The following is a 25,573-nucleotide window of genomic DNA, read 5'->3' on the forward strand; positions in this document are numbered from 1 at the left end:
GCCCCCCGTTCAACGACACAGCGGTGGCTCGCTTAGCCGCTCTGGGCGAGCCTTTCCAATGCTTCGACGTCGAGCACCGTAATCCGCTCGCGCTCCAGCCGTACCCAACCGCGGCCCTCGAAGCTGCGCAGCAGACGACTGACGATCTCGCGCACGCTGCCGAGGTCGTCGGCGAGCTTCTGGTGAGTCTCGGAAAGCACCGGTCCGCGCTTGACCAGCAACTGCGCCAGGCGTTCGTCGAGGCGCCGGAAGGCCACTTCCTCCACCAGCTCCATGACGTCCGCGAGGCGCGTGCCGTACATACCGAACACGAAGCGCCGGAAGGGCTCGGAGGCGAGAATCAGTTCATGGAACAGCGCCGAGGGGATACTGAGCAGCGCCGCGTCCTCCTTGACCACACCGGTGGCGGTGTACGTCAGACTTCCCAGCAGACACCCCCCCGAGAGTATGCACCCCTCCCCCGGCTCGACGTGATACAGCGCGATCTCGCGACCGCTGGGGGTCGCTTTCGCCACCCGCACCAGACCTTCCAGCAGTAACGGGAAGCCGCGGCAAGGCTGCCTGACGTCGAACAGCACGGTCCCGGCCGGCGCGCGCATGAGCGGCGCCGAGTCCAGGAGCCGTTCGAGCCGCTCGGGGGGAAGCTCGGCGAAGACCGGAAACTGCGCGAGCAGCGCCTCACGGAGCCACTCGCGCTCGTTCATCTGACCATCGGACATGCAGGAGACCTCTTATGAGCGCTCCAGTATATCCGACACGCCATTAGGCGCGCCTACGCTGCACCGGGCAGGTGTTGATGCCGAGTAGTGCATAGGGCGGACAGCTGCGAAGCAGGCCGCTCGCCAGCGGCAGAATGCCCAGCAAACCCCACCAACGTGCCGCGTCGCCCAGGATGAAGACGAGCGAGAGCACGGCGAGGCCGACCACGATGCGAAGCAGGCGGTCGATGCCGCCGACGTTGTTGATCATTGACTAAACCCTCTGCGGTTTCAGGATGCCGCTGAAGGTGCCGTGATCCGCGCGCCGCGTCTGTGACTTCAGTCCCCCAAGGCAGGCTGTTGAAACAAAACCGCCAATGCGCGTCTTTGGTCCAGCCCCACGGCGACAGCAGCGCCCGCTTCCACATCCTGCGGCGCGACGTCAGGACCTAGGGGACCCAAGTCACTGACCCCCGCGCCGGGCGAGGGGTAGCGTAGCCCCACCTGGTGCACTGAGGAAGAACCATGACGATCCGAAAACTCGCAGCGGCTGCTGCCGCCATCGGCCTGAGCATCGGCCTCATCGCGCCCGGCGCGGTGCTGGCCCAACAGCCTGCCACAGCGCAACTCACCGCCGACGCCGCGCAGCTGCGCATGCATGACGTCGGCGCCGGCCGCGCAGTCCCGGGGGAGGCCTCGCAACAACACGGCCACACCAGCCAGCGGCAGCTACACGCCCGCACTCCGGAGCAGACTCGCCAGCGGCAACAGACGCGCGAACGCGCCCGCGCTAACGAAGGCAGCTCGCGCGCCCAAGGCGGCATGAAGCATGAGCGCCAGCGTGCGCCCGCCGCCTCTGCGGGCCGCCGATAAGTCCCATATACCAATCGCACAAGGAGAAGACGATGCCTTTCGCAAAACAACTCAAGCACGCCTTAATCACCGGCGGCGTCCTGCTGACCGCGCTGCCTGTCCATGCCGGCGAGCTCAACGCACGTGAACAGGCGGCCCGCGCCGCCGCCGGTAGCTTCGTGCAGGAACTGGGCGGCGCGCTTCGCCAGGAAATGCAGCAAGGCGGCCCGGATCAGGCCATCCTGGTGTGTCGCGACGTCGCCCCGCATATCGCCGGCGAGCTCTCGCGCGCCAACGGCTGGCAGGTCACGCGGGTCGGCACCCGGGTGCGAAACCCCATGCTCGGCATGCCCGACGCGTGGGAGAGCGAGGTGCTGAGCGGCTTCGAGGAACGCGCTGCCGCCGGCGAGCCGTACGCCGAGATGGAGTTCGGGGAAGTCGTGGAGATCGGCGGCGCCGAGCACTACCGCTACATGAAGGCGATCCCGACGCAGGAAGCCTGCCTCACCTGCCATGGAGCGGCCGAACGCATCCCGACCGGCGTGAAGGCGAAGCTCGAGAGCGCCTATCCGCACGATCGCGCCACCGGCTACCTCGCCGGCCAGCTACGCGGCGCTATCAGCATTACCCAGCCGCTCGACATCCCGCTCGCCGCTAGCGCGGCGAAGTGAGCATTAAACCTCGAACCACAGGAGATTCGACCATGAACAAGCGCATTGCACGTTCCACGCTTCTTGCCGCACTCACCGCGGCATTCATCGCCCTGCCGGCCGCCGCGAGCGAGCCCGGCGATCCGCCGCGACACATCCCTTGGTCGTGGGACGACTACGAAGAGGCACCGCGGCCGACGCGCGCTGAAACGGAGCGGCAGCAGCCGTCCCAAAAAGGGCTAGCCCCGCAGTCGCAGGCCGATCAGCCGAGCCCCGAATTCGTGGGTGAACTGGGCTGGTAGCCCCAGTGCCGCGCGCCTGACGGCGCGCGGCATTCTTTTTGCCTAGCGGTGCGCGCACGGCGGCTAACTCGCCAGGCGTCAGGTCTTGAGGCGATACCCCGTGCGCAGGATCCACCACACCAGGCCGAAACCGAGCGCGATGATGCCCAGCAGCACGGCGAGGCTCACGCCCGGTGGCACGTCGCCCGTACCGTAGAAGGTCCAGCGGAAGCCGCTGATCAAGTACACGATGGGGTTGAACAGACTCACCGTGCGCCAGGGCTCGGGCAACATATCGATGGAATAGAACACCCCGCCGAGGAAGGTGAGCGGCGTCACCACCAGCAGCGGCACGAACTGCAGCTCCTCGAAGCCGCGCGCGATGACGCCGATAATGAACCCTACCAGGCTGAACGCCCCCGCGATCAGCACCAGATAGAGAACCATCCACACCGGATGCTGCACCTGCAGCGGTACGAACAAGCTCGCGGTGAGCAGAATCAGCAACCCGAGCAGCACCGACTTGGTGGCCGCCGCGCCGACGTACGCGAGCACGATCTCCACCGCCGCCACCGGCGCCGACAGGAGCTCGTAGATGGTGCCGGTGAACTTCGGCATATGAATGCCGAACGAGGCGTTGCTGAGGCTCTCGGTAAACACCGTGAGCATGATCAGCCCCGGCACGATGAAGGCGGCGTAGCCGACGCCGTCCACCGCCCCCATACGCCCGCCGATGGCCGCACCGAACACGACGAGATACAACACCGTGGTAAGCACCGGCGCCGCCACGCTCTGCCACAGGGTGCGCGCGAAGCGCTCCATCTCCGCGCGGTAGATCGCGCGCACGCCGTAGACGTTGAAACGCTCGGTGCTCATCGGCGCTCGGTCACCAGGTTGACGAAGATCTCCTCCAGGCTGCTCTGGCGCGTGTGGAGGTCGCGAAACTCGATGTCGAGTTGCGCGATACGGCGCAGCAGGGCCGGGATACAAGCCTGCTCCTCGCCGGCACCGAACGTCAGCTCCAACTCGCAGCCGCCGTTCTTCAGCGCGAGGTCCCACGCCTCCAGCTCGGGCGGGATCGCCTCCAGGGGCGCCGTGAGGTGCAGCGTCAGCTGCTTCTGGCCGAAGCGCTGCATCAGCGCATGCTTGTCCTCCACCAGGACCAACTCGCCCTTGTGGATCACGCCCACCCGGTCGGCCATCTCCTCGGCCTCCTCGATGTAGTGCGTGGTGAGGATGACCGTCACGCCGGTCTCGCGCAGGCGGCGCACCAGCGCCCACATGTCGCGGCGCAGCTCCACGTCCACGCCCGCGGTGGGCTCATCCAGAAACAGCACGCGCGGCTCGTGTGCCAGCGCCTTGGCGATCAGCACGCGGCGCTTCATCCCGCCCGAGAGGGTCATGATGTCCGCATCCCGCTTGTCCCACAGCGACAAATCGCGCAACACCCGCTCCAGATGGGCCTTGTCCGGCGCCAGCCCGAACAACCCGCGGCTGAAGCGCACCGTGTCCCACACCGACACGAACATGTCGGTATGCAACTCCTGCGGCACCAGCCCGACCATGGTGCGCGTGCGCCGGAAGTCTCTCACGATGTCGTAGCCACCCACCCGCACCGTCCCGCCGGTGGCCTTCACCGTCCCGCACACGATGCCGATCAGCGTGGTCTTGCCCGCCCCGTTGGGGCCCAGCAGCGCGAAGATCTCGCCGGGGCGGACGGCAAGGTCGACGCCCTTCAGCGCGCGCAGGCCCGAGCGGTAGGTCTTCTCCAGACCGCTAATCGCGAGGATGGGCTCCGCCTCGGTGCGCGCGGCACCGCCTGCGGAAACATGAGGCGCAAGAGATTGATCTTCCAAGCGGTCCTCCTTATCAGTCCGCCAGGATACTCAGTAAGGGGGGCTCAGGCCAGCCGTGGGAGGAGCGCCTCAAAACGAACAGCACCGACACTCGAAAAGCTGCCCGGGTCGACCTGAAGAAGTCATCCACGGAACCTCCCACGCCCTCTTCGTCGACAAACCCGAGGAGTTCAACCGCGTGCTGGGAAAGTTCCTCGCATCACTGCCGCGAGAGCGTGTGGGGCGTCTTCAGACCGCATGGAAAAATATCGGCTAACCAGGCATTGAACCGGCTGGCGCCCTCGCAGCAGGTCCACGCAATCGAGGGCTCGGCGCTCGCGCTCCTGCTCCGTTGTGCATCCTACGGTCTGAGCGCGGACCTGCCACGGCCGCATCGCTCAGGCCCGGGTGGTGCGCTGCAATCCCTCGATCAACAACCGGCATAGCGTCCGGCTCAGGGCATCGACCTGATCGCCCGCCACCAGCGGCGGCGGCAGTTGCCCGCCTGCCACCAGCATGGCGAAGCCGTGCGCCAGGCTCCAGGCGGCCAGCGCGAGCTCCTGGCTATCGCGCGCCTGCAGCAGGCCCGCCGCCCTACCGTTCTCGATGATGCGCAACAGGCCCTCGAACGCACCCTGGGCATCGGCCAGCATCTTCGCGTCGCAGCGTTCGGGCTCCAGCACGCCGCCGAACATGAGCTGCGTGATCTCGGGGTTGCGCACCGCGAGGTCCACATAGGCCCACCCGGCCTCCTCTAGCTGGCGCAGGGGATCGTCCGGATGGGCCGCCTCCGCGGCAGCCATGGCCGCACCGAGGCGCCGGAAGCCCTGGTGCGCAATGGCCGCCAGCAGCGCGTGCTTGTCGGCGAAGTGGCGATACGGCGCCGCGTGGCTCACCTTCGCCTGCTTGGCCACCTCGCGCAAACTCAGCGCGTGCGGGCCCTTGGCGCGCAGCAAAGCCACGCCCGCCTCCACCAGGGCGTTGCGCAGGTCGCCGTGATGGTAGGCGGACTTTGTGGGGCGGCGGGCGGACATGCAGCCACTCTAGGCCCTGATGTTGACACCGTCAACTTCGGCGCTAGACTGCGTAATGTTTCCACCGTAAACATGGAGGGACCGGCCATGACTACCCGCGCATCCAGAGCCGCCGTGCTATGGGGAACGGTGGCGGTACTCACCGTCCTGGGCCTGCTGGTCACGGCGGGCCACTACCTGCTTCAGGTCCCGCCCGAGGAGGCGGTGGCGCGCGGTCTCGGACCGAGCCCCGAGTGGCACCTCGAGCAACGTGCGTTGTACGAGGCGCGTCGCGTGTGGGCCGCATTGCACATCTTGCCATCCATGCTCTTCGTCCTGCTGGCGCCGCTGCAGCTCAGCGCGCGACTACGCGCGCCGGCGCCGGCCCTGCATCGCGCCAACGGCCGCCTGCTGGTAGCGCTGGGGCTGGTGATCGCGGTCTCGGCGGTGGCGCTCGGCATCCTCATGCCGTTCGGCGGACGAGCGGAGACCTGGGTGACGCTGGTACTCGCGGGCGGCTTTCTGCTGTGTCTCGGGCTCGGCGTGCGTCACATCCGGCGCGGGCAGGTCGCGCAGCATCGCGCGTGGATGGCGCGCATGCTGGCGATTGCCTATGCCCCGCTCACCATGCGCCTCGTGCTCGCCCTAGGCACCGACGGACTCGGCTTGGACGGCCGCGCCATCTTCGCCGCGGCCATGATGATCGGCGCCCTGCTCAACCTCGCCGCGGTGGAGATCTGGCTGCGCCGCATTCAGCCCACACCCGCGCGGCGTCCGGGCGCGCGTCTCGGCGGTACGTCAGCCGGCGCGTGACCATGCAGCGGCCGCGATGCGGTGAAAGGGTGGCGGGATGGCGTCAGCTTGTGGTGAGTATGCGCCACACGATGTTCGCCGTGTGGCGCCTCGACGGCGGGCTCGCGCTGCCACGCGCGACGCTGCAAGAGCGGCCCTCGTCGTCTGTCCCTACAAGCTCGCAGCCGATCCAATCGCGCGAGGCGGCCTCGCCGACGCGGCGTTCTACGCGTGGAAGCGGGGGTATTCCAAAACGCCCCCATTCCTCTTTCTCTAGCCACTTGCGCGTAGCGATGCATTGACCGGAGTCAGTGAGTCCGCGCTGTCTCGCCAGTGTGCCCCGGCCCGACCGAGAACGGCACCCGATCCTGACGGCATATCCAACGCACCGCGGATCGTGCGGTCATCAGGCCCGATGGGAGGCCGCCGCCCGGCATCACCCATTGGCCGACCATCAGAAACCGCCGCAGGCCCGGCAGCGTCCGGCGTAGCGGGCGAAAGCCCGTGCCGGGGGTCAAGAGCCAGCCCTCCATGCTCCCCTGCCAGTTGCCGGTGTAACGGATGACGGTCGCCGGGGTCGCGACGTCGATGACCTCGATTGCCGGGCGCACATCCGGCACGTCTTGTTCCAAGAGCGCGATGACGCCCTCGGCGACGCGGTTCTTCTCCGCTTGATAGCGCGCGGGGTCCTGCTGTTGCAGGCCAACCCAGTATGCGTGGTTGAAGGTCGGCAGGAAGCACGAGACCGCGGTCTTGCCGGGCGGCGCGAAGGTCGGGTCGAAGTGAAACACGCGGAAAGAGATCTCGCGCAGTTCGGTGCCGGGATCGACGCGGAGGGGGGTGTCGAGGAGGCGCGTGACGAAACCGGGCTGTGCGGAGAGATCCCGCGCCACACCGAGCGACACCTGCAGGTACGAGGGGAACGTCTTCCACGTACGGTAGATGCTGTCGATGGCCTTGTTCGTGTACCGCCCGGCGAGCAGATCGTATAGCGTGGCGTGACCGTCGGCCGCCGAAATCACCCAGTCCGCCGCCACCGTCTCACCCCCGGCAAGCTGCACGCCACACGCGCTGTCTTGCTCGACCAGGATGCGCTCGACGCGCGCGCCGAGTCGCAGGTGTCCGCCGAGCCGCTGCAGGTTGTCGACGATGGGCCGGATCACGGCCTGCGAGCCGCCGATGGGATAACCGGCATCGCGCTCGCTCATCCAGGCCAGCGCGAAGACCAGCGCCACCGCGGAGAGCTCCGGCGTCGCGGCGTTGGCGAAGAACGCGCGCAGCAAGGGGTGTTTGAACCGCCGCCCATAGTCGCCGAGGCTCATGCCGGACCAGCGCCGCAGGAGCGGCAGGTAGGGCACCATGCGCAGCGCGGTCGCCCCTTTCGCCGGCCAGCTCGCCGACGGATCGGGCATCTGGAACTTGCCGAGCTTTCGGATGGCCGCGGCGAGGTGACGGATCTCCTCGGCGTCCTCCGGCGCGCGCGCCAGGAACTCCGCCTCCATGCGGTCGACGTTCGAATAGATGCTCAAGGATTCGTGACCTTCGGCTTCCAAACGCAGGTACTCTTCCGCCTGCACGAAGGTCAACTGGCCGATGTCGAACACCTCCTCCCACTGCGGATACATCGAGCGGCTCGGATTCGAGCCGAGCAGCCAGTGGAGGCAGGTCTCGAACGTGTAGTCACCGCGCCGCCAACTCGTCGCCAGGCCGCCCGCGGCGCCGTGCTGCTCCAGCACCTCCACCTCGTAGCCGCACTTGCGCGCGTACACCGCCGCGCACAGCCCCGCGATGCCCGCGCCGATGATGACCACCTTCCCGCCGCCCTTCGCCATGTCCCTGACTCCGGTCGGGATTCGGGATTCCTCTCGACGCCGCCCGACTCGGTCGCCGCAAGAGAAAGCATAGCGGGGTGAGGACGTGTCGAGGCTCTCGGCCCGCCACCGCAGGACTGACAACGCGAAGCGTGCCCATCAGATGCTTCATCCCCGCACCAAGCGCTCCACACCATCCTTGAAGCAGCCGTCGAGCAGCGATGAATCCGTGCCCCTTAGCTACCGCTCCGAGGGAGGAAAGGACAAGAAGCCTTCTTCGCGCCCAAGCTCGGACAGCACGGAAGCTGGCGGTCACACTCGACGGGGACGACGCACCATCGCCATGACTTCCGGGCACGAACCGACGCGGATGACCCGGATGGTCTCGAAGCCCAATCGTTCGTAGAAGGACATATTGCGCCGATTCGACAGCTCGAGATAGGCCGAGACGCCTGCAGCATCGCTGCGCGATAGCGCATGTCTCATAAGCGCCGTACCGAGACCGCGGCTCTGTGCTACCGGATCAATACCGATCATCGGTAGATACCAGTGGGGCTCCGGCGGATGGGCATGCTCCATCTGGTCCGCTACCGAGGCGAGCGTCGATGCCTTTTCCTCCGCCACGTAGTCCGCGAAAGTCGCCTCTAGGCATTCGCTGTCCGCTTCCACACCGGGAGGCAGCCAAATCGCGGCTCCTGCACCATCACCCACGACATCCACCGTGCCGGCAGCAAAGGCGTTGACGCCAAACGCACTTGTGGCCTTGGGCATGGCGGCAAGGTAGGTATCCGGGTCAGGAAACAACCAGCGCACAAAGGGCTCGGCTGCAAAGGAGAGTGTCATCAAAGCGATAACGTGCGCTTCTTCGCCAATCTCGGCCGACCGGATGCTGGGTATGGACATTGGCATGACCTCCTACTGCATCTCTCTCCATGGGTGGTCATTGGGCCTGCGAGATCGCCATCTTGGTTCGGTCGCGGCGAGGTGAGGGATCTCCTCGGCGTCCTCCGGCGCCCGCGCCAGGAACTCCGCGTCCATGCGGTCGACGTTGGAATAGATGCTCAAGGATTAGTGACCTTCGGCTTCCAAGCGCAGGTACTCTTCCGCCTGCTCGAAGGTCAACTGGCCGCTGTCGAACACCTCCTCCCACTGCGGATACATCGACCGGCTTGGATGCGAGCCGAGCAGCCGTTGAAGGCAGGTCTCGAACGTGTAGTTGCCGCGCCGCCGCGCTGCTCCAGCACCTCCACCTCGTAGCCGCACTTGCGCGCGTACACCGCCGCACACAGCCCCGCGATGCCCGCGCCGACGACGACGACCTTCCGGGTGTCGATCGTCCATGGCATTGACTCCAGGCGGGTTCCAGCATCCCTCACGACGCCTTCCATTAAACCGCCGCAAAGAGAAGCATAGTGCTTGAGAACGCGTCGGGCCTCGCCCAGCCCCAGTGCCGGATCGGCAAAGCGCAGCGTGCACATCAATAGCTTTTATCGTCGGCACCGTCTCGACGCGAGGAGAACGAGGCGCGTTGACAGTGGAGGCATCGGGTCAATACTTAGTGACTCGCCTTTCGGGCCGGCGTATGCCGCCACAAGCGCGGAGTCGCACGCACCGGACCGGGGCGAGCACCCTAGGCAAGACGCGGAGGTGGTCATCATGCCCATACACCCGCTGACGCGCGCACTCCCCTTGGCCCTCATTCCCCTCGTCGCCGTCCTGTTCGGAGCCCCACTCGCGGCTCAGGATCAGGATCAGGTCTTCGTGGCACCGCTGACCGGCAACGAGGAGGTCCCCGAGGTGGATAGCCGAGCCGTCGGCCATTCGGTGCTGCACCTGAACCAAGAGGGGGATGCGCTAAACTTCACGCTGAACGTCGCCAACATCGAGAGGATGACCCAGGCGCACATCCACTGCGGTATCGCCGGCGTCAACGGTCCGGTCGTGGCGTTCCTCGTCGCACTGGAAGAAGCCGGTCGCGACATCAACAGCCTCGCCGTCGAAGGAACACTCACGAACGACCACGTGACACCCCAACCGGACTCCGAGGCCTGCCCCGGCGGGGTCGCCGACTTCGATGAGATGCTGGCCAAGATCGAGGCCGGCGAGGCGTATGTGAACGTCCATACGGAGCAGAACCCGGCCGGCGAGATCCGTGGCCAGATCCGCTAGGTCCGCTCGACTACCGTTTACCCGATGATAGAGAGCCCTCCGGCGGCAACGCCGGAGGGGCTTTCTACATCTTCCTTCGCGCAATATCCGCGCTGCACGCGGGCTTCTATCGACGCGCAACCATACAAGCGTGACGAGAACGCCGCACGTTCAAGCCTCGCTGTCAGGTCCCACCAACCTTCTCGAGGAAGTGGGTTTCCTCCACGCAAACGGTCAGCTCCTTGGGTCGCGTGACACGGCCCGTCAGGCGGACGGAGTCCCCAGAGGCCAGCGACGAGAAGACGCCCAGCCCCTGGGCCTGACACAGTTGCTCTCGCGCCGGGATCCGGATCAGCACCCTCCCGTAGGCCGCGGCTTGAAGGAGGATCTCACCGTCTCCATCCACGAACATCGGCGTAGCGGCGACGGCGACCACCCGTCCTTCCAGTTCTCGATCCTCTCCGATCGTCAACAAGTCCAAGGACGTCTCGCCGCCACTGCCCATGCATCCAACGAGAGCCGAGACAACTCCCATCAACGCCATCAACGCTACCCATGTACTGCGAGCAAGAATAACTCGGCCCCCTATAGTGATCCTCGTAGACTTGCTGGCCGCGGTGCCCTCAATGACAGGAATCATCAGAGATCATGCGTGCAAAATGCTTCTTGTCGGCCTCGTTATCGACCACCTCGAACTCGATTCCGACATAGGCAGCCGTAAAGGAGATGTCGAAACTCCGGCGGCTGTCCGGCCAGGAGAGCGTACCGCGATAGAACAGCCTCTCGTCCGGCCAACTGTCCTTAGCGAGGTGCGGTTCGGGCAAGTCATCTCGAAGTTCCAATGCGACGCTGACTATGGGGTACCTTCCAGTCTGGATGAGCCAGTCGGGCGTCGATTCGGGCTCAAGCACGAGGAGCGACGCCACCTCGCCGCACGCCCAGCGCGCCAGCGCCGGGCTTACCGCGCGGGCCTTAACAACCCCCAAACCCTCGGGGGTGAAGTTCAACAGGTAATAGCTACCTGTCTGACCGAGGGTCATGAAGTCCAGGGCGTCGCGCGGTAGGATCTTGATAGGGGTACCGTGGTCGTCGCGGAGGTCACCATCCGGCGTCTCGGCCCAAAGGCGGTCGAGCGCTTCTTGGAACTCGCTGTGGCCCTTGATATAGGTCGCGGGAACGAATACACGACCCTCTCGATCGCCATGGAGTTCCTTCACTGACCAGAGGAACTCATTCTTGTCGGTCACTGGATCCGCGATCCGATACCGATATCGCGCATAGGCGCGGTCATACTCCAGCCGCCCTCGACTTCCCTCTCCCGGGACGCCGACCAGCCGCGAATGCAGGTCCTCTACCCGTTCAGAGGCGATCAGGTAGGTCTCGATAAAGCCCTGTCGATCCCATACTCGACCGATACCATCCAGAACACACGCGGGGTCACTGAGCGTCATAGCCTCGATCAAGCGGGCGCTCTCTCGCCGGACGGCATCGATGTCGACGTTCTTGGCGGCAGCGTCGAACAGGTACTTCACCTGCTCGGGGTCGTCGCAATCCAACTTGTCGACGAGTTCATGCCAACGGTGCCAGTACTCGGATTCCGATTCCTCATAGAAGGCGCGGTCCTGCAGAGCTAGCCAGTATTGGCGGCGCTGCGCGGCCGCGATCTGCTGTCGCCTCACCTCGGCCTCTGCGATCGCCCTCTGCCGGGCCTCAAACGCTCGCCGGTAGAAAGGAGCCAGCTCGCTGAACTCCGGCTCGTCGAGCGCCGTCCGCAGCGCGGCATCGAGTTCCTCCACGTCGTGGTAGGTTGGGTTCAGCAGGTAAAGGTCGATTACCCAGTCATAGGTCGGCATGAAACGCATGTCCCGTATACCGCGCAGGGCACAGCGAGGATTCTCAAGAACCAACTTCTCGATGATCGCAGCGCTCTCGGACTTGATCTGCTCGTCGGCGGGAAACATCGCCAAGCCGATGAACCAGCCCAGTTTGTTCTCCGGACCGCAATCTACTGTTTCCTCGATGAACCTGGCCCAGCGGGAGAGGTACTCTCCTCGAGCATCGCCCTTCAGGTCGTTGCGGTTCTGCTGAAGGTACGAGAAATCGACCGGCGGCGGACCGGAAAGGCCCCGCCTATCGTGGATGATGGTTCCGCCCGTGATAATGCCACCGGACTGGATGGTGGTGAACGTCTCGGTGGTTTGCGCGCTGCCCGACGAGTACGGAATCAGCAGCAGAAAGATACAATGCAAGAGAAAGAGCGAGGGTTTGGTGTTCGTCATCCTGCTTTCGCTCCTTCATGGAAGAATCGGGTAGGCGCTAGACGTTGGCTCCGTGCCCGCGTTGGTTTGACTCGAAGGGGATCCGAAGACCTCATCTCTCGCTCCGACTCAGGCTAACGCGTGGGGATGGGGCGGCGGGAAGACAACTCTGACCTTGCACTAACCCTACTTGCCACATGCGCGCCACCTCTGTCGTGACAGCTAACATCCGCGCCAAGCCCCGCATCGAAGAACAACGACGAATATTAGCAACATTTGTTCTCTGACTCGGGCTTCATTCCCTGACCCGGGTTTCAGGAAACCGTCACCGCTGGGGTACGGAATCACCACCGACTATCAGTGACAGGAATCGTCAGAGATCATACCGGCGAAGTGCATCTTGTCCGCATCTGCGTCACTTTGGCCCGGGTTTCCCACGGACCTAACGCTCGCGATGGCTGGCTCCTAGGAAAGCGCCGCGATCAACCGCTGCGGAACTGACTCAAGCTGACGTCTTGGTATCACGTGGTGCCACCAGGGAGGAACACGATCCGTCAGCACCACCACAGCTGCCGAAAGCTCCAGCGACCAGCCGACCACGCAGTGCTGACCGAATGTGCCTCCACTGTGCCATGCGGCCACGCCCTGGGGCTTAATCGTGCTCAACATCCAACCAAGTCCGACCTGCGTGTCCCGGCTGATTCTCGCCCTCGGCTGCGTGGTCATCCTGGCCAAGGAATCCCACGGCACGCCGTAGCACCCCAATTGCGCGCGCAAGAACTTCATCATGTCATCGCCGGTCGAACGCCAGACTCCCGCCGCTTCCATCCCTTTCCACGCAAATGGCGGAACGGGGCGGCCGCTCGCGTCATGCCCTTCGATCAGACGCTCCGCACCATAGCGCGAAGGGTCGAGGTGCGTGTCATGCATCCCCAATGGTTGCAGAATCGCCTCGAACACGGCGTCACCATACGCTCGCCCATAAACATCACCGAGAATGCGGCCCAACAGGGCCATCCCGACATTCGAATAAAGCGCCCTTCGTCCCACCTTCAATTTGGACGGTAGCTGCACGAGAAAACCGCGCAAATCCTCTTCCCGATACGCCTCCGCTAGTTTGCGCCCTCGCCTCATCATCTGCCATCCGCTGAACGGGTTGGCCGGAAGCCCCGACGTATGAGTAGCTAGTTGCTGCAAGGTGACGTTCTTACCCCACGGCAGCTCCGGACAGAAACGTGCCACGGGATCCGTAAGCTTCACCTGTCCGCGATCCACCAAGAGCGCCAGCAACGTGGTGGTAAACGTCTTACCCACCGACCCAATCTCGAACACCGGCGATTGCACGTGCTCAGCTTTTCCATGCCGCAAAGACCAATGCTTGCCAATGAGGTCGACCTGCACCTCAAGCGCGGTACGCGGAGAACGTTCAAGAAAGTCGTGCAGCACGGAGATGGCGCGCTTGGAGTTCATCACTTGAACTTGTCCAGCACTCATCAGGATCTGCACCTTAGCGCGCGGCGACGGGTCGAGGCCATAACCACCCTGGCTGACGCGCAAATTTCAAGACACGCCCGCGGATCCTGACCCCGGATCCACTCACTTCTCTTCGATATCTTGCCCGAACCGCAAGCAGTTGGCATCTGGATCCTTGAGCTGCATCTCCCTCATGCCCCACGGCTGGCTCACCGGCCTCTGATCGAGAACCACGCCACGCGCCTGAAACTCATGCGCTAACGCGTCCACATCCTCCGCATGAAGGTAGACAAGCGCCCCAGCGGCGCTCTCTGGATGTTCGGTGAGAAAAAGCGTGACCGACCCTCGACTAATCGAGACGAACCACGGAAGGCCTGGCCCGAACTGGTGCCGCCAGTTCGTCTGGAAGCCAAGCTTACCGCAGTAGAAATCGCAGCTTCGCTCCGCATTGGAGATCTGCAGCACTGGGATACTACCGAGCAGGTTGGTGGTCATGGTTTACTTCTTTCGAATAACATTCACGAGTCAGACAATAACGACGGCAAGTGTGATGTTGGGCTTCCTTCGTCAGCCCAACCTACGCGGCTCACGCGACATGAATGCCGTCAGATGCAGCACTGCTTAGAACATGATCCAGGTACGTGTCAACGGCAACGCACCAGCCAGTAACGTCAAGCTCAAGGTGCCAACGTTTATTCCCCCTCTCACCGAAGAGGTCAACTGCGCCCGACCAGTGCGTATAGGCACTTTGCCTCTTGCTGTTGCGTGTCACCCAGTCCAGCTCAACGCGCTTTGCGTGAATGATCTTGTTGCATGACTCTCGGACATTCAGCTTGAAGTCGCCGGAATGGACCTTTCCGAGCGAAGTATCTTCAAGCGCGTACTTATCTGCCCTTTCAAATACCGATGGGCGAATCTGTCCCGACATCGAATCTTGAAGAATCCTCACCTTGGCCGCGATCTCTATCATGTACCCACTGACGATAGGCTTTATCCTGTGTTCGTAGTCGTTCCAATCATCGTGGCCGTATGGGTGCGAGCCCTGACAAATGCCCTCGTTGCGGCAATACTCACGGCTAGCTGCCTGCAACTGCTGCAAGATAAAAAGCTTCTCGCTTACCCCTGAAAAGTGGAAACTGTGTGACATAGATGCCTAACGCCTAGCTTAACTGGCGCAAATGAAGCGCAGACCTCGTAGGTTGGGCTGACGAAAGGAAGCCCAACATCTCACGGCTCACCATAACAACCCCCTCACCCCCTCCAAGCCACCGCACCAATCGTCCGGGACCATTCGACGTTGAATATACCGCGGGCCGGTGGATGCGCCTCGTTGACCCAATTCATCACTCGCGCAGCGCATCGACATTCCACACCAGTGGTGATGTTGGGCTTCCTCCGTCAGCCCAACCTACGCGGCTTTCGTGTCCGCACCAACTCTGATGCGGCGCGGGTATAAATAAAAAGATGGTCTCCGCGGGAGTTGTAGTCGAGCCGCAGGAGCCCGAGCTCCACGAGCGTCCGTAGATCATCTTCCGCGAAACGCTCATCTCGCAACTCGATGCCGCGCACTTGTCCGCCAATGCAAAGCAATTCGAGCCCGTCATCGCACTCAATCAGTTCCACCTTGCTCGCACCAGATTCCTCGAACTGTTCCAGTATGCTCAACGCCTGCACCGATAGGCCGGCATCAGGCCGCAGGGCATGGCTAAGTTGATCAAATCCGGGAACCCCGCTCGCTAAAGCAGCAAGTATCTGGTCGAGACTCGCAAGTTTTTGGAGCACGGCATCATGCTGCTCATTCAGGAGCGCCTTGATGCTAACCGTCGAGCGAACGTTGCTCTCGAGCAGAGAACGCACCTCGTCATGATGTGTCTCAGCTAGCCAAGCCATGAAGTCGTTGAATTTCGTCTGGTCCGATGCACGCCGCTCGGACACGAACTGACCGATCAAGCTAAGGACGGTGGCCAGTGCCGTTACGCTGGTTGGATCCACGTTACGCCTCTATGTAATAACGTGTGGTTGGGTTGTTTTCCGCACGACCTCTCCCGGTGTTCTCTGGTGTTATTTGGCAAATCGATTGCTATCGGTGATTGGCGGCCAAGGTGCATGAACAAACGGGCCACTGATTCCGCTCGGGGTCGAACGGCGTGGCTGCCGAACGCGGTGGGAGTGGGACGAGATCGGGAAGGAAACTTTGGCACTGCGCTCACCAGCGTGCGGCAGCAGGAGGTGCCGCCGCGGCGCAGCCACGGAGGCTTGCGAAAACGACGCGTTTCGCGAGCCGTTGGCTGCATCGCACAGGGATGTGCGATGTCCGCCTTCAAATAGCGTTCTCGTTCTCTTCGCCCGTGCGGATACGCACCACCCGCTCCACGGGCGTGACGAAGATCTTGCCGTCGCCGATCTTCCCTGTGCGGGCGGCCTCGGTGATGACTTCGATGCAGCGCTCGACCTGGTCGGTGGCGACGACCATCTCGATCTTCACCTTGGGCAGGAAGTCGACCACGTATTCGGCGCCGCGGTAGAGCTCGGTGTGACCCTTTTGGCGGCCGAAGCCTTTGACCTCGATGGCGGTCATGCCGGTGATGCCGATCTCCGACAGAGCTTCGCGCACGTCGTCGAGCTTGAAGGGCTTGATGATGGCTTCGATCTTCTTCATAGGTGATCCTTGTCCCTGGGGTGTTGATATTTTCAATCATACCGCGCTGATCTTTCGATTGCAGTGTGAGGGGGCGCCGCAGCGGTAGCTGCCTCTACGGTGCTTGCAGCTCCGTCGCTGTACTTTCTCGCTCAGCGAAAGGTGTGAGTGTAGAAGGTGGCGTTGTGCATGCCCTCGCCGATTCATCGACCGCCGCGCGACCGACCGCTTTCCGCGGCTGCGCCGCGGCGCCCTCGCTCGCCCTCTGCGTGCTAGCGGGGGCAATGCGGGATTGTTCTGTCGTTCCGCGCTGCGCGCGGCCCCCACCCTAGCCCTCCCCCGCAAGCGGGGGAGGGAACAACGCCTCGCCACTAGCTTTCGCGGGTGTAGCCCTGCGTGATCGGGTAGCGGCGGTCGCGGCTGAAGGCGCGGCGGGTGATGCGCACGCCGGGGGCGGCTTGGCGGCGTTTGTATTCGTTGCGTTCGATGAGGCGGATGATGCGGCGCACGGTCTCCTCGTCGAAGCCGGCGGCGATGATCTGCGGGGCGTCCTGGTCCTCTTCGACGTAGCGGGCGACGATGGCGTCGAGAATGTCGTAGGGCGGCAGCGAGTCGGTGTCGCGCTGGTCGGGGCGCAGTTCGGCCGAGGGCGGGCGGTCGATGACGCGCTGGGGGATCGCGGCGCCGAGGCCGTTGCGGTACTCGGCGAGGCGGTACACCAGCGTCTTGGGCACGTCTTTGAGCACCGCGTAGCCGCCGGCCATGTCGCCGTACAGGGTGGCGTAGCCGACCGCGTACTCGCTCTTGTTGCCGGTGGTGAGCACGATGCTGCCGCGCTTGTTGGAGAGGGCCATGAGGATGACGCCGCGGCAGCGGGCCTGGATGTTCTCCTCGGTGGTATCGGGCGCGGCGCCGGCGAACTCGGGGGCGAGCCCCTCGAGAAACACGTTGAACATCGGCTCGATGGGCACCGCTGAATACGGCACGCCGAGCATGCGGGCCTGCGCCTCGGCGTCCTGCAGGCTGATGTCGGCGGTGTAGCGCGAGGGCATCATCACGGCCTGTACGCGTTCGGGGCCGAGGGCGTCGACCGCCACGGCGAGCGTGAGCGCGGAGTCGATACCGCCGGAGAGGCCGATGAGCGCGCCGGGAAAGCCGTTGTGCTCCACGTAGGCCCGCACGCCGGTGACCAGCGCCTGATACACGCTGGCGGCCTCCTCCAGCGGCTGGGCGATGGCGGCGGCGGGCTGGGGGCGTGTGCCCTCGAACGCCACCACCTCGAGCGCCTCGGCGAAGGCGGGCAGGCGGTGCGTGACGCTGCCTTCGGCATCCATCACGAAGGACTCGCCGTCGAACACCAGTTCGTCCTGTGCGCCGGCGAGGTTCACGTACACCACCGGCAGGCCGGTCTCCTGCACGCGCGCGCGCACGGTGCGCTCGCGCTCGCGGCCCTTGTCGATGTGGTAGGGCGAGGCGTTGAGGTTCAGCAGCATCTGGGCGCCCGCGTCGGCGGCCTGGCGCGCGGGGCCGGGCGCCCACAGGTCTTCGCACACGGTCAGTCCCAGGCGCACGCCGCTGACCTCGAACACCGTGGCCGCCGCGCCCGGCTCGAAATAGCGCTTCTCGTCGAACACGCCGTAGTTGGGCAGGCGCTGCTTGCGGTAGCGGGCGATCTCGCGCCCGTCGCGCAGCACGAGGGCGCTGTTGTAGAGGCCCGTGTCGGTGCGCTCGGCGAAACCGAACACCACGTGGATGCCGCTCACCTGCTCGCGGATGGTGCCCACGGCGCGCTCGATGCGTGGGTAGAGGTCGGGGCGCAGCAGCAGGTCTTCGGGCGGGTAGCCGGTCAGGGTCAGTTCGGGGAACACCACCACGTCGGCCTGCAGCTCGTCGCGCGCGCGCAGCGCCGTGGCGACGAGCTTGTCGGCGTTGGCCTGCACGGCGCCGACCAGGAAGTCCTGTTGCGCGAGCGCGATGCGGAGGCGGGAGGCGTCGGCCATAGGCTAGCCGCGGAAGAACTCCAACATGCGCGCGCCCATCTCGGCGGGCGAGCGCGCGATGCTCACGCCGGCGGCCTCCAGCGCGGCGAACTTCTCGCGCGCGGTGCCCTTACCGCCGGCGACGATGGCGCCGGCGTGACCCATGCGTTTGCCGGGCGGCGCGGTGACGCCCGCGATGTAGGCCACCACCGGCTTTTTGACCTTGGCCTTGATGTACTCGGCGGCCTCTTCCTCGGCGCTGCCGCCGATCTCGCCCACCAGGATGATGCCCTTGGTCTGGCGGTCCTGCTCGAACAGCGCGAGGCAGTCGATGAAGTTCATGCCCTGGATGGGGTCGCCGCCGATGCCCACGCAAGTGCTCTGACCCAGGCCGTTCTGCGTGGTCTGGTAGACGGCTTCGTAGGTGAGCGTGCCCGAGCGCGATACGATGCCGATGCTGCCGCGCTGGTGGATATGGCCGGGCATGATGCCGATCTTGCATTCGCCGGCGGTGATCACGCCCGGGCAGTTGGGGCCGATGAGGCGCACGTCGGAGCCGGCGAGCGCGGCCTTCACGCGCAGCATGTCCTGCACCGGGATGCCCTCGGTGATGCACACCACCACCTTGATGCCCGCGTCGGCCGCCTCGAGGATGGCGTCGGCCGCGAACGGCGCGGGCACGTAGATCATGCTCGCCTCGGCGCGGGTGCGCGCCACGGCGTCGTGCACGGTGTCGAACACCGGCAGATTCAGATGCCGCTGACCGCCCTTGCCGGGCGTGACGCCGCCGACCAGCTTGGTGCCGTAGGCCAGCGCCTGCTCGGAGTGGAAGGTGCCCTGCTTGCCGGTGAAGCCCTGGCAGATGACGCGCGTGTTCTTGTCGATCAGGATACCCATCAGCGCGCGCTCCCCTTGGCCGCGGCGACGGCCTTCTCGGCCGCCTCGGTGAGCCCCGAGGCGGGGGTGATGGCGAGCCCGCTCTGGGCGAGCAGCTCGCGGCCGCGCTCGGCGTTGGTGCCTTCCAGGCGGACCACTACCGGCACCGGCACGTCCACCTCGGTCACCGCCTGGATGATGCCCTCGGCGATGAGGTCGCAGCGCACGATGCCGCCGAAAATGTTCACCAGTATGGCGCGCACCTTGCCTTCCGAGAGAATGAGCTTGAAGGCCTCGGCCACACGTTCCGCCGTAGTGCCACCGCCCACGTCCAGGAAGTTGGCGGGGGTGCCGCCGTGCAGTTTGATGAGGTCCATGGTGGCCATGGCGAGGCCGGCACCGTTCACCATGCAGGCGATGTCGCCGCCCAGCGGCACGTAGTTCAGGCCCTGCTCGGCGGCGCGCACCTCGCGTGCGTCTTCTTGCGCGGTGTCGCGCAGGGCCTTCAGCGCCGGTTGCCGGTAGAGGGCGTTGTCGTCGGCGTTGAGCTTGGCATCCAGCGCCAACAGGGCGCCGTCCTCGCTGAGCGCCAGCGGATTGATCTCCACCAGCGAGAGGTCGCGCTCGGTGAACAGGCGATACACACCCATGAGGATCTGCGCCAGCGCTTTGATGTGTTCGCCGAGGCCCAGCGCGAAGCCGAGGCGTCGGCACTGGTAGGGCTGCAGGCCCACCACCGGGTCGACCACCACGCGGTGGATGCGCGCGGGCTCGCTGGCGGCGACCTCTTCGATGTCCATGCCGCCCGCGTCGGAGACCACCAGCACCACGCGACCCAGCGCGCGGTCGACGAGCGCGCTCAGGTAAAGCTCGCGCGCCACGGCGGTGGGCGCCTCGACCAGCACCTGCTCGACCGGCAGGCCTTCGGCCGTGGTCTGCACCGTCGCCAGGCGCGTACCGATGAGCTGCCCGGCGAACTCCACCACCGCGTCCAGGCTGTCCACCCGCCGCACACCGCCCGCCTTGCCGCGCGCCCCGGCGTGGATCTGGGCCTTCACCACCCAGGCGTCGCCGCCCAGCGCCTCGGCCGCGGCACGCGCCTCCGCGGCGCTCGCCGCGGTGCGGCTCGCGGGCACTGGCACGCCGTAGTCGGCGAGCAGGGCCTTGGCTTGGAATTCGTGCAGATTCATTCAGTAGCCGACCGGTTGAGAAAGCCGGGTATTGTCGCGCAAACCGCGCAGCTTAGGCAAAGAACCGGGCACTGCCGCGCCCGCCGCCAGCGCGCTACCAGCGCCCCGAGAAGCCGACCGGGATCATGCCGTCGCGATCGGGGCGCCCCATCAGGCGCAGCGTCGCCACCAACTCGGGGGCGGCGCCCTCGCGCGTGCCGAGCCGGCCGCGGAATTCGTAGCGACCGTCCTCGTACAGCTGCGCGGTGCCTTGCACCGTCACCGGCCCGCCATTGTCCTGCACCACCGCGTGCAGCAGATCGCCCTCGGGCTGCAGCGTCACCAGCAGATCACCCAGCGGCACCTGCGGCAGCATGGCGGTGCTGGCGTTTTGCCACAGCAGCTCGCCCTGCGCGCTGCGCAGGCGCCCCTCGGCTTCGAACGCCGCCGCGGGGAGATTGAGCGCCAACGTGCCGCCGAGGCGCACCTGGGCGCCCACCAGGACACCGACCTGCTGCATGGGCAGGCGCGCACGCAGGTCGGTCACCTGCACCCGACGGTCGGGATGCACCCGCACCAGGGCCTCGCCGGGCCCCTCGTTGCTGCGGAAGTTCAGCGTGGCGTCCAGCGCGCCGCGCACGAAGCCGCGCGGATGCACTTCCCAGCGCACCGCCTCCAGGCGCAGTCCCTGCATCTCCGCCAGGGCCGCACGCCCCGACCAGGCGGTGCCCTCCACGCCGTGCAGGGTCAGCGGCATGTCGCCGAGCTGGGTGCGCGCCGCTCCGTAGGCGTGGTGCGCCGGCCAGGTCATGATCAGAAAGATCAGGTACGCAACGATACCGAGCGCGATCAGGCCGAGCAGGCGCCGGCGCCCACGCCCGCGCGTGTCCTGCGCCGTCATGCCGCACCGCCTTGCTGCAACACCACCCGCGCACCCACGCGCCCTGCCTGCTGCTGGCGCTCCACGGCGAGGTTGGTGACCTGCACCGCGTACTCCTCCTGCAGGCGCGCCAGCCACAGCATCAGGTCGTCGAACGGCGCGTTATCGAGCCACACCCGCACCGCTTGGCCCTCGGGCTGCACGCGCGTCAGCGCGGCGCCGAGCGGTCCGTCCTTGGCGGTGCTGTCGATCAGGCTGAGCAGCGATTGTTCGCCCGCCCCGGCGCGCGCCGTGGGCGCCGCCCCGCGCGCCGCCTGTACCTGCTGCGCGGCCTGCTGCATCCACAGCAGCTCCGCGCGCTGCCCCTCTACCCGCTCGCTGAGCGCCGCGTTACGGTCCACCAGCGGGGCCCACACCACCCCGTAGGGCAGCACGATTGCCAGCACCAGCCCCCCACCGATCAGCATGCGCCGCTCGCGCAGCCCCAGGGTGCTCCACCATTCCTTGAGTACGCTCATGAGCCGCTCCTACGAATCTGCAACCGTCCTTCCACCGCCCCGGCGCGCGCCGAGGCCGAGTGTATGTCCACGTCCCAGCCGTGCTCGCCGAGCCCGCGCTTGAGGCCGTCGAGGGTCTGCAGGTCGGCCACCTCGAGGTCCACCTCGAGCTGGCCCGGCCGGTAGCGCAGGTTGTTCAGCTTCAGGCCCTGAGCCTCACTCAGCAGCGGCGCGCTGCCGCCGATGAGGAGGTGGAAATCGCCCGCGCCCGCACTGCCCGCGCCTTGGCCGACGTCGGCCAGAGCCCGCTCCATCTGGCGGCGCGCATCCACCACGCGCTGCCCGGGCAGGGCCTCGTTGAACACCGCGTGGATGCGCTCGCTCAGCATTGCGCTCTCCTGCGCCAGCCGCGCGTTGTCGTAAGCGATCAACCCGCCCTGCAGACCCACCCAGACCAGCAGCAGCGCCGCCGCCGGCACCCACGGGCGCCACAGCCGTTCGAGCTGTTGGCGGCGGCTGTAGGGCCCCTGCAGGAGGTCGATGGTGTGTTGCTCATCCAGCCGCTCGGCCAACAAGGCGAGGACGCCGCCGGGGCACGTGCCCGCCACCACGTCGACGGGCGCCGTGAGGGGCGCGCGCCGCGCCTCGGCCCGGCAGTCGTACAAGCGGATGCGCTCGGGCGCCTGCGACTTGTTGCGCGCCTCGGCCACCGACAGCTCCAGCAGCAGGTCGATCTGGTCGGGCTCCAGCGCCACCCCCTGCTCCGGCCCGGTGGCGAGCAGCGCCTCGCGCTCGTCGAGCGCCAGCACCCACTCGTCGACATTGGCACCCAAAGCGAGGGTTTCCGGGATGAAGGCGTCGGGCTGAATGCTGGCCGCCTTGAAGGCGGCCAGCCAGTCGTCCATGCGCGCGCGCGCCACCACCGCCACCGGCAGGGCCGCGCCCGGCGTCCCTTCCCCGGCCGGCGCGGCGCGGCGCCGCCCCACCGCGAAGTGCAGCTCGTCGACGTCGGCCGCGAGCTGATCCTCCAGCGCGTAGGGCAGGGCCTTCAACATCCGTTGGCGCCCGGTGGCCGGCAGGCGCGCCTCGGTGAGCAGCACGTCCGTGGCCGGCACCAGCACCACCACGCGGGCACCGCTCGCGTGCGGGGTGATGTCGGCGAGGTGGTCGCGCCCGACCTGCAAGGGCCGCAGCGGCGAATGACGCAGCGCCCACTCCAGGGCATCGTCGGTGCTGCCACCGGGGGCGAGGCGAATGATTAGTTGAGATACCACGTCATAACGCTCCTTGTCCGCGCGCCAGGGTCACGACACCTTGATCGTGACGCTGCAGGACACTGTATAAATTCAAACGCGCGCTGCCCATGCGGACCTCCACGCGCAACAAAAAATGGGCCGTCGCCAGCGACAGGCCGTCGGTCGATACATCCTGCCCGGGAAACTGCGCGAGGAAGGTGTCGAGGTCCGGGTAGCCCTCCTCGTCGCGCGCCTCCACCAGGGCCTCGGCCTCCGGCAGGCTCATGCCCGCCGGTGCCAACGCGGCGATCACCGGCGCCGGCGCCGTGTTCACGTTGATGGCCGTGCGCCCCGGCAGCGCGGTGACGTACGGTGCCAGCGCCTGGTACACCTCCGCATCGACGCCCTTGATCAGCCGCAGCTCGGAGACGCTGGCCATGAGCTGGTTGGGCGTGCGGTAGGGCGCCTCCAGCCCGAGGTAGTGCGTATCCTCCGCACCGTCCGGCACCGTGGGCTCGATGTTCGGGTCGATCCAATCCAGCACCGTGTCCACCAGGGCGTCGTCCAGCTCCAGCACGTGCAACAGGCGCATGAAGCGCGCCACGTCCGGCAGGCTCGGCTCGCCAGACTCCAGCAGCAGGTTGTTCAGGTTGAACCGCCCCTGCAAGTCCTCCAAGGCCCCGGCCAGAGTGCCCTCGTCCAGCGGCATCGGCGGCAGCACCTGCGCCCAGGGCTCACCGAGGTGGTCGGTGTCGTTGTCGCGCCGGTCGCGCATCAGGATCTGCGCGGCCCACTGCTCGCCGGCCACCGCGTACTGATAGGCCTGGTCGTGCATCAGCACGTTGGCGCTGCGGCGGATGTCCACGTGCTGGCGGGCGGCCATGGCCACGGCGGCGATGGTCGCGAGCGCCACCACCAGCAGCGCCGTGATCAGCGCCACACCGCGCTGGCGGCGCCGCGAAGGGGCCAGGCGCCGGCGGCCCGTCGGGTGCCGGTTCATCGGCGCACCCCGAACAAGCGCGTCAGCGTGCCCTGGTCTTCCAGCTCCAGGGTCAGCTCCACCGCCACCGGCAGCAGGCGCGGTTCCTGCCCCATGCCGGTCAGCGGCGGCCAGTCGTCGTGCCAGTTGGCCTCGGCATCGAGGAAGCGCAGCCCGAACTCCACCACGCCCTCCAGCAGCGGCTCCACATCGACCTCGGCCTCGGGCGGGCGGTCCAGCGCGCGCCAGCTGTAGCGCTGCAGCGTCTCCTCCTCCAGCCCGTAGCCGATTCGCCGCAGCGCCGGGCGCGGCAGGTCGGTGGGGTTGGTCATGCCGGTGCGGGTGAACTCCAGGCGCATGCGCCCCACGCTGGCGCTCTGCAGCGCGGGCTGCGTGTCGCCGTATTCGTCGCGGATCGGCCGCGTCACGATCTGCTCGATGTCGCGCCCCATCAGGTGCACAGCGGTCTGGATCTCCGCCAGGCGCGTGGCCATCGCATCGGTGGCCGCGCGCGCCTCCAGCACCGTGCGCAGGCCGCCGTAGGCCAGCACCGACACCAGCCCGAACACCGCCAGGGCCACGATCAGCTCCAGCAGGGTGAAGCCGCGCGCCGCCGGCCTCACGCCTCGTCTCCCATCACCGCCGGCGCCATGGGACGGCCCAGGAAGGCGACCAACACCGCCAACGCATGCTCCTGACCGTCCAGGCGCACTTCGATATCCAGGCGCCGCAGGTCGGGGTCGGGCGTGTCGGAAACCCGCACGCGCCACTCCCACACCCGCTCGGCCATCTCCACCGTGCCATTCGATTGGCCGACGCTCGGCCAGGCCTGCTCCACGCGCAGCTCGGTGGCGCGGTTCACCGCTACCCAGTGCGCGTAGGTCTTGTCGCGCAGGTGCAGCGCGTTGGCGGCGTTTTCGCTGCCGACCTTGATGACGGCGCCCATGGCGATGGCCAGCACCGCCACCGCGACCAGCACCTCCAGCAAGGTGAATCCGCGCTGCCTCACCATGCGGCCGCCGCATCCTCGCGCAGGCCGGCCTCGGCCACGCGGCCGGTGACGCCGGTACGCAATACGTAGCGCTGCCCCGCGCCGGGCACCCACAGGTGCAATTCGAAGGGCGTCGCCTCGCCGCTGGAGTAGAGCACCACCTGCGGCGCATCCTCCACGGGGCGGGCGGGCTGGCCGTCCAGGCGCAACTCGGCCTCCATGCCATCCGGCAGGGCGCGCCTTGCCAGCGGCGGGTCGTTGACCTCGCGCCAGTCGCCCTCCTCCAGCACCATGAAGCGGTAGCCGGCGGCCTCCACCGCGATGCCGAGCTCCAGCGTATTCAGCACCGCCTCCTGCGCCGCCAGCCCCAGCAGGGCCTCGAAGCGCCGGCCTTCCTCGGCCAAGTGACGCTCGGCACCCACGCCGCGCACCGACAGCGCCGCCATGCTCACCAACACGCCGATCACCACCAGCACCACCAGGAGCTCGAGCAGCGTAAAGCCGCGCGCCCCGCGCAT

29 protein-coding genes are annotated in these 25,573 nt (G+C 66.4%); 5 read left to right on the top strand and 24 right to left on the bottom strand.

All coding sequences use genetic code 11. The features are described from left to right. Positions 1–32: 32 nt before the first annotated feature. Both HUS23_03815 and HUS23_03820 read right to left on the bottom strand, forming a co-directional pair. Positions 33–704 (bottom strand): Crp/Fnr family transcriptional regulator, encoded by a 672-nt coding sequence (locus tag HUS23_03815; GenBank protein QKT04958.1) that lies wholly within the window; start codon positions 702–704, stop codon positions 33–35. A 58-nt stretch (positions 705–762) separates the two neighbouring features. Beyond that, on the bottom strand, positions 763–969 hold the full coding sequence (locus HUS23_03820) for a DUF2892 domain-containing protein (GenBank protein ID QKT02996.1): 207 nt from the start codon (positions 967–969) through the stop codon (positions 763–765). A 254-nt stretch (positions 970–1,223) separates the two neighbouring features. On the opposite strand from HUS23_03820, the gene HUS23_03825 reads away from it, so the two are divergent. The 3 genes from HUS23_03825 to HUS23_03835 are packed head-to-tail and all read left to right on the top strand — an operon-like array spanning position 1,224 to position 2,502. Next, on the top strand, positions 1,224–1,571 hold the full coding sequence (locus tag HUS23_03825) for a hypothetical protein (GenBank protein ID QKT02997.1): 348 nt from the start codon (positions 1,224–1,226) through the stop codon (positions 1,569–1,571). A 32-nt stretch (positions 1,572–1,603) separates the two neighbouring features. Beyond that, positions 1,604–2,221 carry a DUF3365 domain-containing protein gene (locus HUS23_03830; protein QKT02998.1) on the top strand — a complete coding sequence of 206 codons (618 nt, stop codon included), beginning with the start codon at positions 1,604–1,606 and terminating at the stop codon, positions 2,219–2,221. A 32-nt stretch (positions 2,222–2,253) separates the two neighbouring features. After that, positions 2,254–2,502 carry a hypothetical protein gene (locus tag HUS23_03835; GenBank protein ID QKT02999.1) on the top strand — a complete coding sequence of 83 codons (249 nt, stop codon included), beginning with the start codon at positions 2,254–2,256 and terminating at the stop codon, positions 2,500–2,502. A gap of 78 nt (positions 2,503–2,580) precedes the next feature. Here HUS23_03835 and HUS23_03840 read toward each other — a convergent pair whose 3' ends face one another. From HUS23_03840 to HUS23_03850, 3 genes are all read right to left on the bottom strand, one after another. After that, positions 2,581–3,357: an ABC transporter permease gene (locus HUS23_03840; GenBank protein ID QKT03000.1), complete on the bottom strand. Its 777-nt coding sequence runs from the start codon at positions 3,355–3,357 to the stop codon at positions 2,581–2,583. Next, a complete protein-coding gene (locus tag HUS23_03845) occupies positions 3,354–4,337 on the bottom strand; it encodes an ABC transporter ATP-binding protein (GenBank protein ID QKT03001.1) in 984 nt (327 codons plus the stop codon). The genes HUS23_03840 and HUS23_03845 overlap by 4 nt, the downstream gene beginning before the upstream one ends. A gap of 377 nt (positions 4,338–4,714) precedes the next feature. Next, on the bottom strand, positions 4,715–5,350 hold the full coding sequence (locus HUS23_03850; GenBank protein QKT03002.1) for a TetR/AcrR family transcriptional regulator: 636 nt from the start codon (positions 5,348–5,350) through the stop codon (positions 4,715–4,717). Positions 5,351–5,437: 87 nt separating this feature from the next. Between HUS23_03850 and HUS23_03855 the strand changes: the two genes are divergently transcribed. Further along, on the top strand, positions 5,438–6,142 hold the full coding sequence (locus tag HUS23_03855; GenBank protein QKT03003.1) for a DUF2306 domain-containing protein: 705 nt from the start codon (positions 5,438–5,440) through the stop codon (positions 6,140–6,142). A 287-nt stretch (positions 6,143–6,429) separates the two neighbouring features. Here the strand turns inward: HUS23_03855 and HUS23_03860 are convergent, their stop codons facing one another. The 3 genes from HUS23_03860 to HUS23_03870 form a co-directional block, all read right to left on the bottom strand. Further along, the gene (locus HUS23_03860) at positions 6,430–7,953 is read right to left on the bottom strand and encodes an NAD(P)/FAD-dependent oxidoreductase (protein ID QKT03004.1); all 1,524 of its coding nucleotides are present in this window, start codon (positions 7,951–7,953) and stop codon (positions 6,430–6,432) included. A gap of 291 nt (positions 7,954–8,244) precedes the next feature. Further along, on the bottom strand, positions 8,245–8,835 hold the full coding sequence (locus HUS23_03865) for a GNAT family N-acetyltransferase (GenBank protein ID QKT03005.1): 591 nt from the start codon (positions 8,833–8,835) through the stop codon (positions 8,245–8,247). Between the two features lie 215 nt (positions 8,836–9,050). Beyond that, complete coding sequence (locus tag HUS23_03870) at positions 9,051–9,278, bottom strand: FAD-dependent oxidoreductase (GenBank protein QKT04959.1); 228 nt, start codon at positions 9,276–9,278, stop codon at positions 9,051–9,053. Between the two features lie 310 nt (positions 9,279–9,588). Here HUS23_03870 and HUS23_03875 point away from each other — a divergent pair, with 310 nt between their 5' ends. Then, on the top strand, positions 9,589–10,101 hold the full coding sequence (locus HUS23_03875; GenBank protein ID QKT03006.1) for a CHRD domain-containing protein: 513 nt from the start codon (positions 9,589–9,591) through the stop codon (positions 10,099–10,101). 163 nt (positions 10,102–10,264) lie between these two features. On the opposite strand, the gene HUS23_03880 is transcribed toward HUS23_03875, so the two are convergent. From HUS23_03880 to gspH, 16 genes are all read right to left on the bottom strand, one after another. Continuing rightward, positions 10,265–10,720: a hypothetical protein gene (locus HUS23_03880; protein ID QKT03007.1), complete on the bottom strand. Its 456-nt coding sequence runs from the start codon at positions 10,718–10,720 to the stop codon at positions 10,265–10,267. After that, entirely contained in the window at positions 10,704–12,359 is a 1,656-nt protein-coding gene (locus HUS23_03885) for a hypothetical protein (GenBank protein ID QKT03008.1), read from the bottom strand. Before HUS23_03885 ends, HUS23_03880 begins: the two co-directional genes overlap by 17 nt. Positions 12,360–12,803: 444 nt before the next feature. Then, positions 12,804–13,808 (bottom strand): beta-lactamase family protein, encoded by a 1,005-nt coding sequence (locus HUS23_03890; protein QKT04960.1) that lies wholly within the window; start codon positions 13,806–13,808, stop codon positions 12,804–12,806. Between the two features lie 126 nt (positions 13,809–13,934). Continuing rightward, complete coding sequence (locus HUS23_03895; GenBank protein ID QKT03009.1) at positions 13,935–14,306, bottom strand: VOC family protein; 372 nt, start codon at positions 14,304–14,306, stop codon at positions 13,935–13,937. Positions 14,307–14,397: 91 nt separating this feature from the next. Then, entirely contained in the window at positions 14,398–14,958 is a 561-nt protein-coding gene (locus HUS23_03900; protein ID QKT03010.1) for a hypothetical protein, read from the bottom strand. Positions 14,959–15,209: 251 nt separating this feature from the next. After that, positions 15,210–15,803, bottom strand: a complete 594-nt coding sequence (locus HUS23_03905; protein QKT03011.1) for a hypothetical protein — start codon at positions 15,801–15,803, stop codon at positions 15,210–15,212. A gap of 328 nt (positions 15,804–16,131) precedes the next feature. Continuing rightward, entirely contained in the window at positions 16,132–16,470 is a 339-nt protein-coding gene (locus tag HUS23_03910) for a P-II family nitrogen regulator (protein ID QKT03012.1), read from the bottom strand. A gap of 350 nt (positions 16,471–16,820) precedes the next feature. Beyond that, a complete protein-coding gene (locus tag HUS23_03915) occupies positions 16,821–18,449 on the bottom strand; it encodes an NAD+ synthase (GenBank protein ID QKT03013.1) in 1,629 nt (542 codons plus the stop codon). Between the two features lie 3 nt (positions 18,450–18,452). Continuing rightward, positions 18,453–19,325, bottom strand: coding sequence for a succinate--CoA ligase subunit alpha (gene sucD / locus HUS23_03920; protein QKT03014.1), 873 nt, complete (start codon positions 19,323–19,325; stop codon positions 18,453–18,455). Then, complete coding sequence (gene sucC / locus HUS23_03925) at positions 19,325–20,494, bottom strand: ADP-forming succinate--CoA ligase subunit beta (protein ID QKT03015.1); 1,170 nt, start codon at positions 20,492–20,494, stop codon at positions 19,325–19,327. The genes sucD and sucC overlap by 1 nt, the downstream gene beginning before the upstream one ends. A gap of 94 nt (positions 20,495–20,588) precedes the next feature. Then, positions 20,589–21,374 (bottom strand): type II secretion system protein N, encoded by a 786-nt coding sequence (locus tag HUS23_03930; GenBank protein ID QKT03016.1) that lies wholly within the window; start codon positions 21,372–21,374, stop codon positions 20,589–20,591. After that, complete coding sequence (locus HUS23_03935; GenBank protein ID QKT03017.1) at positions 21,371–21,871, bottom strand: type II secretion system protein M; 501 nt, start codon at positions 21,869–21,871, stop codon at positions 21,371–21,373. The genes HUS23_03930 and HUS23_03935 overlap by 4 nt, the downstream gene beginning before the upstream one ends. Beyond that, positions 21,868–23,124 carry a hypothetical protein gene (locus tag HUS23_03940; protein ID QKT03018.1) on the bottom strand — a complete coding sequence of 419 codons (1,257 nt, stop codon included), beginning with the start codon at positions 23,122–23,124 and terminating at the stop codon, positions 21,868–21,870. The genes HUS23_03935 and HUS23_03940 overlap by 4 nt, the downstream gene beginning before the upstream one ends. Before the next feature lies 1 nt (position 23,125). Beyond that, positions 23,126–24,085, bottom strand: coding sequence for a type II secretion system minor pseudopilin GspK (gspK, locus tag HUS23_03945; GenBank protein ID QKT03019.1), 960 nt, complete (start codon positions 24,083–24,085; stop codon positions 23,126–23,128). Further along, complete coding sequence (gspJ, locus tag HUS23_03950; protein ID QKT03020.1) at positions 24,082–25,089, bottom strand: type II secretion system minor pseudopilin GspJ; 1,008 nt, start codon at positions 25,087–25,089, stop codon at positions 24,082–24,084. The genes gspK and gspJ overlap by 4 nt, the downstream gene beginning before the upstream one ends. Next, positions 25,070–25,573: a type II secretion system minor pseudopilin GspH gene (gene gspH / locus HUS23_03955; protein QKT03021.1), complete on the bottom strand. Its 504-nt coding sequence runs from the start codon at positions 25,571–25,573 to the stop codon at positions 25,070–25,072. The genes gspJ and gspH overlap by 20 nt, the downstream gene beginning before the upstream one ends.

The sequence above is a fragment of the Ectothiorhodospiraceae bacterium 2226 genome, assembly GCA_013348725.1.
Classification (GTDB): Bacteria; Pseudomonadota; Gammaproteobacteria.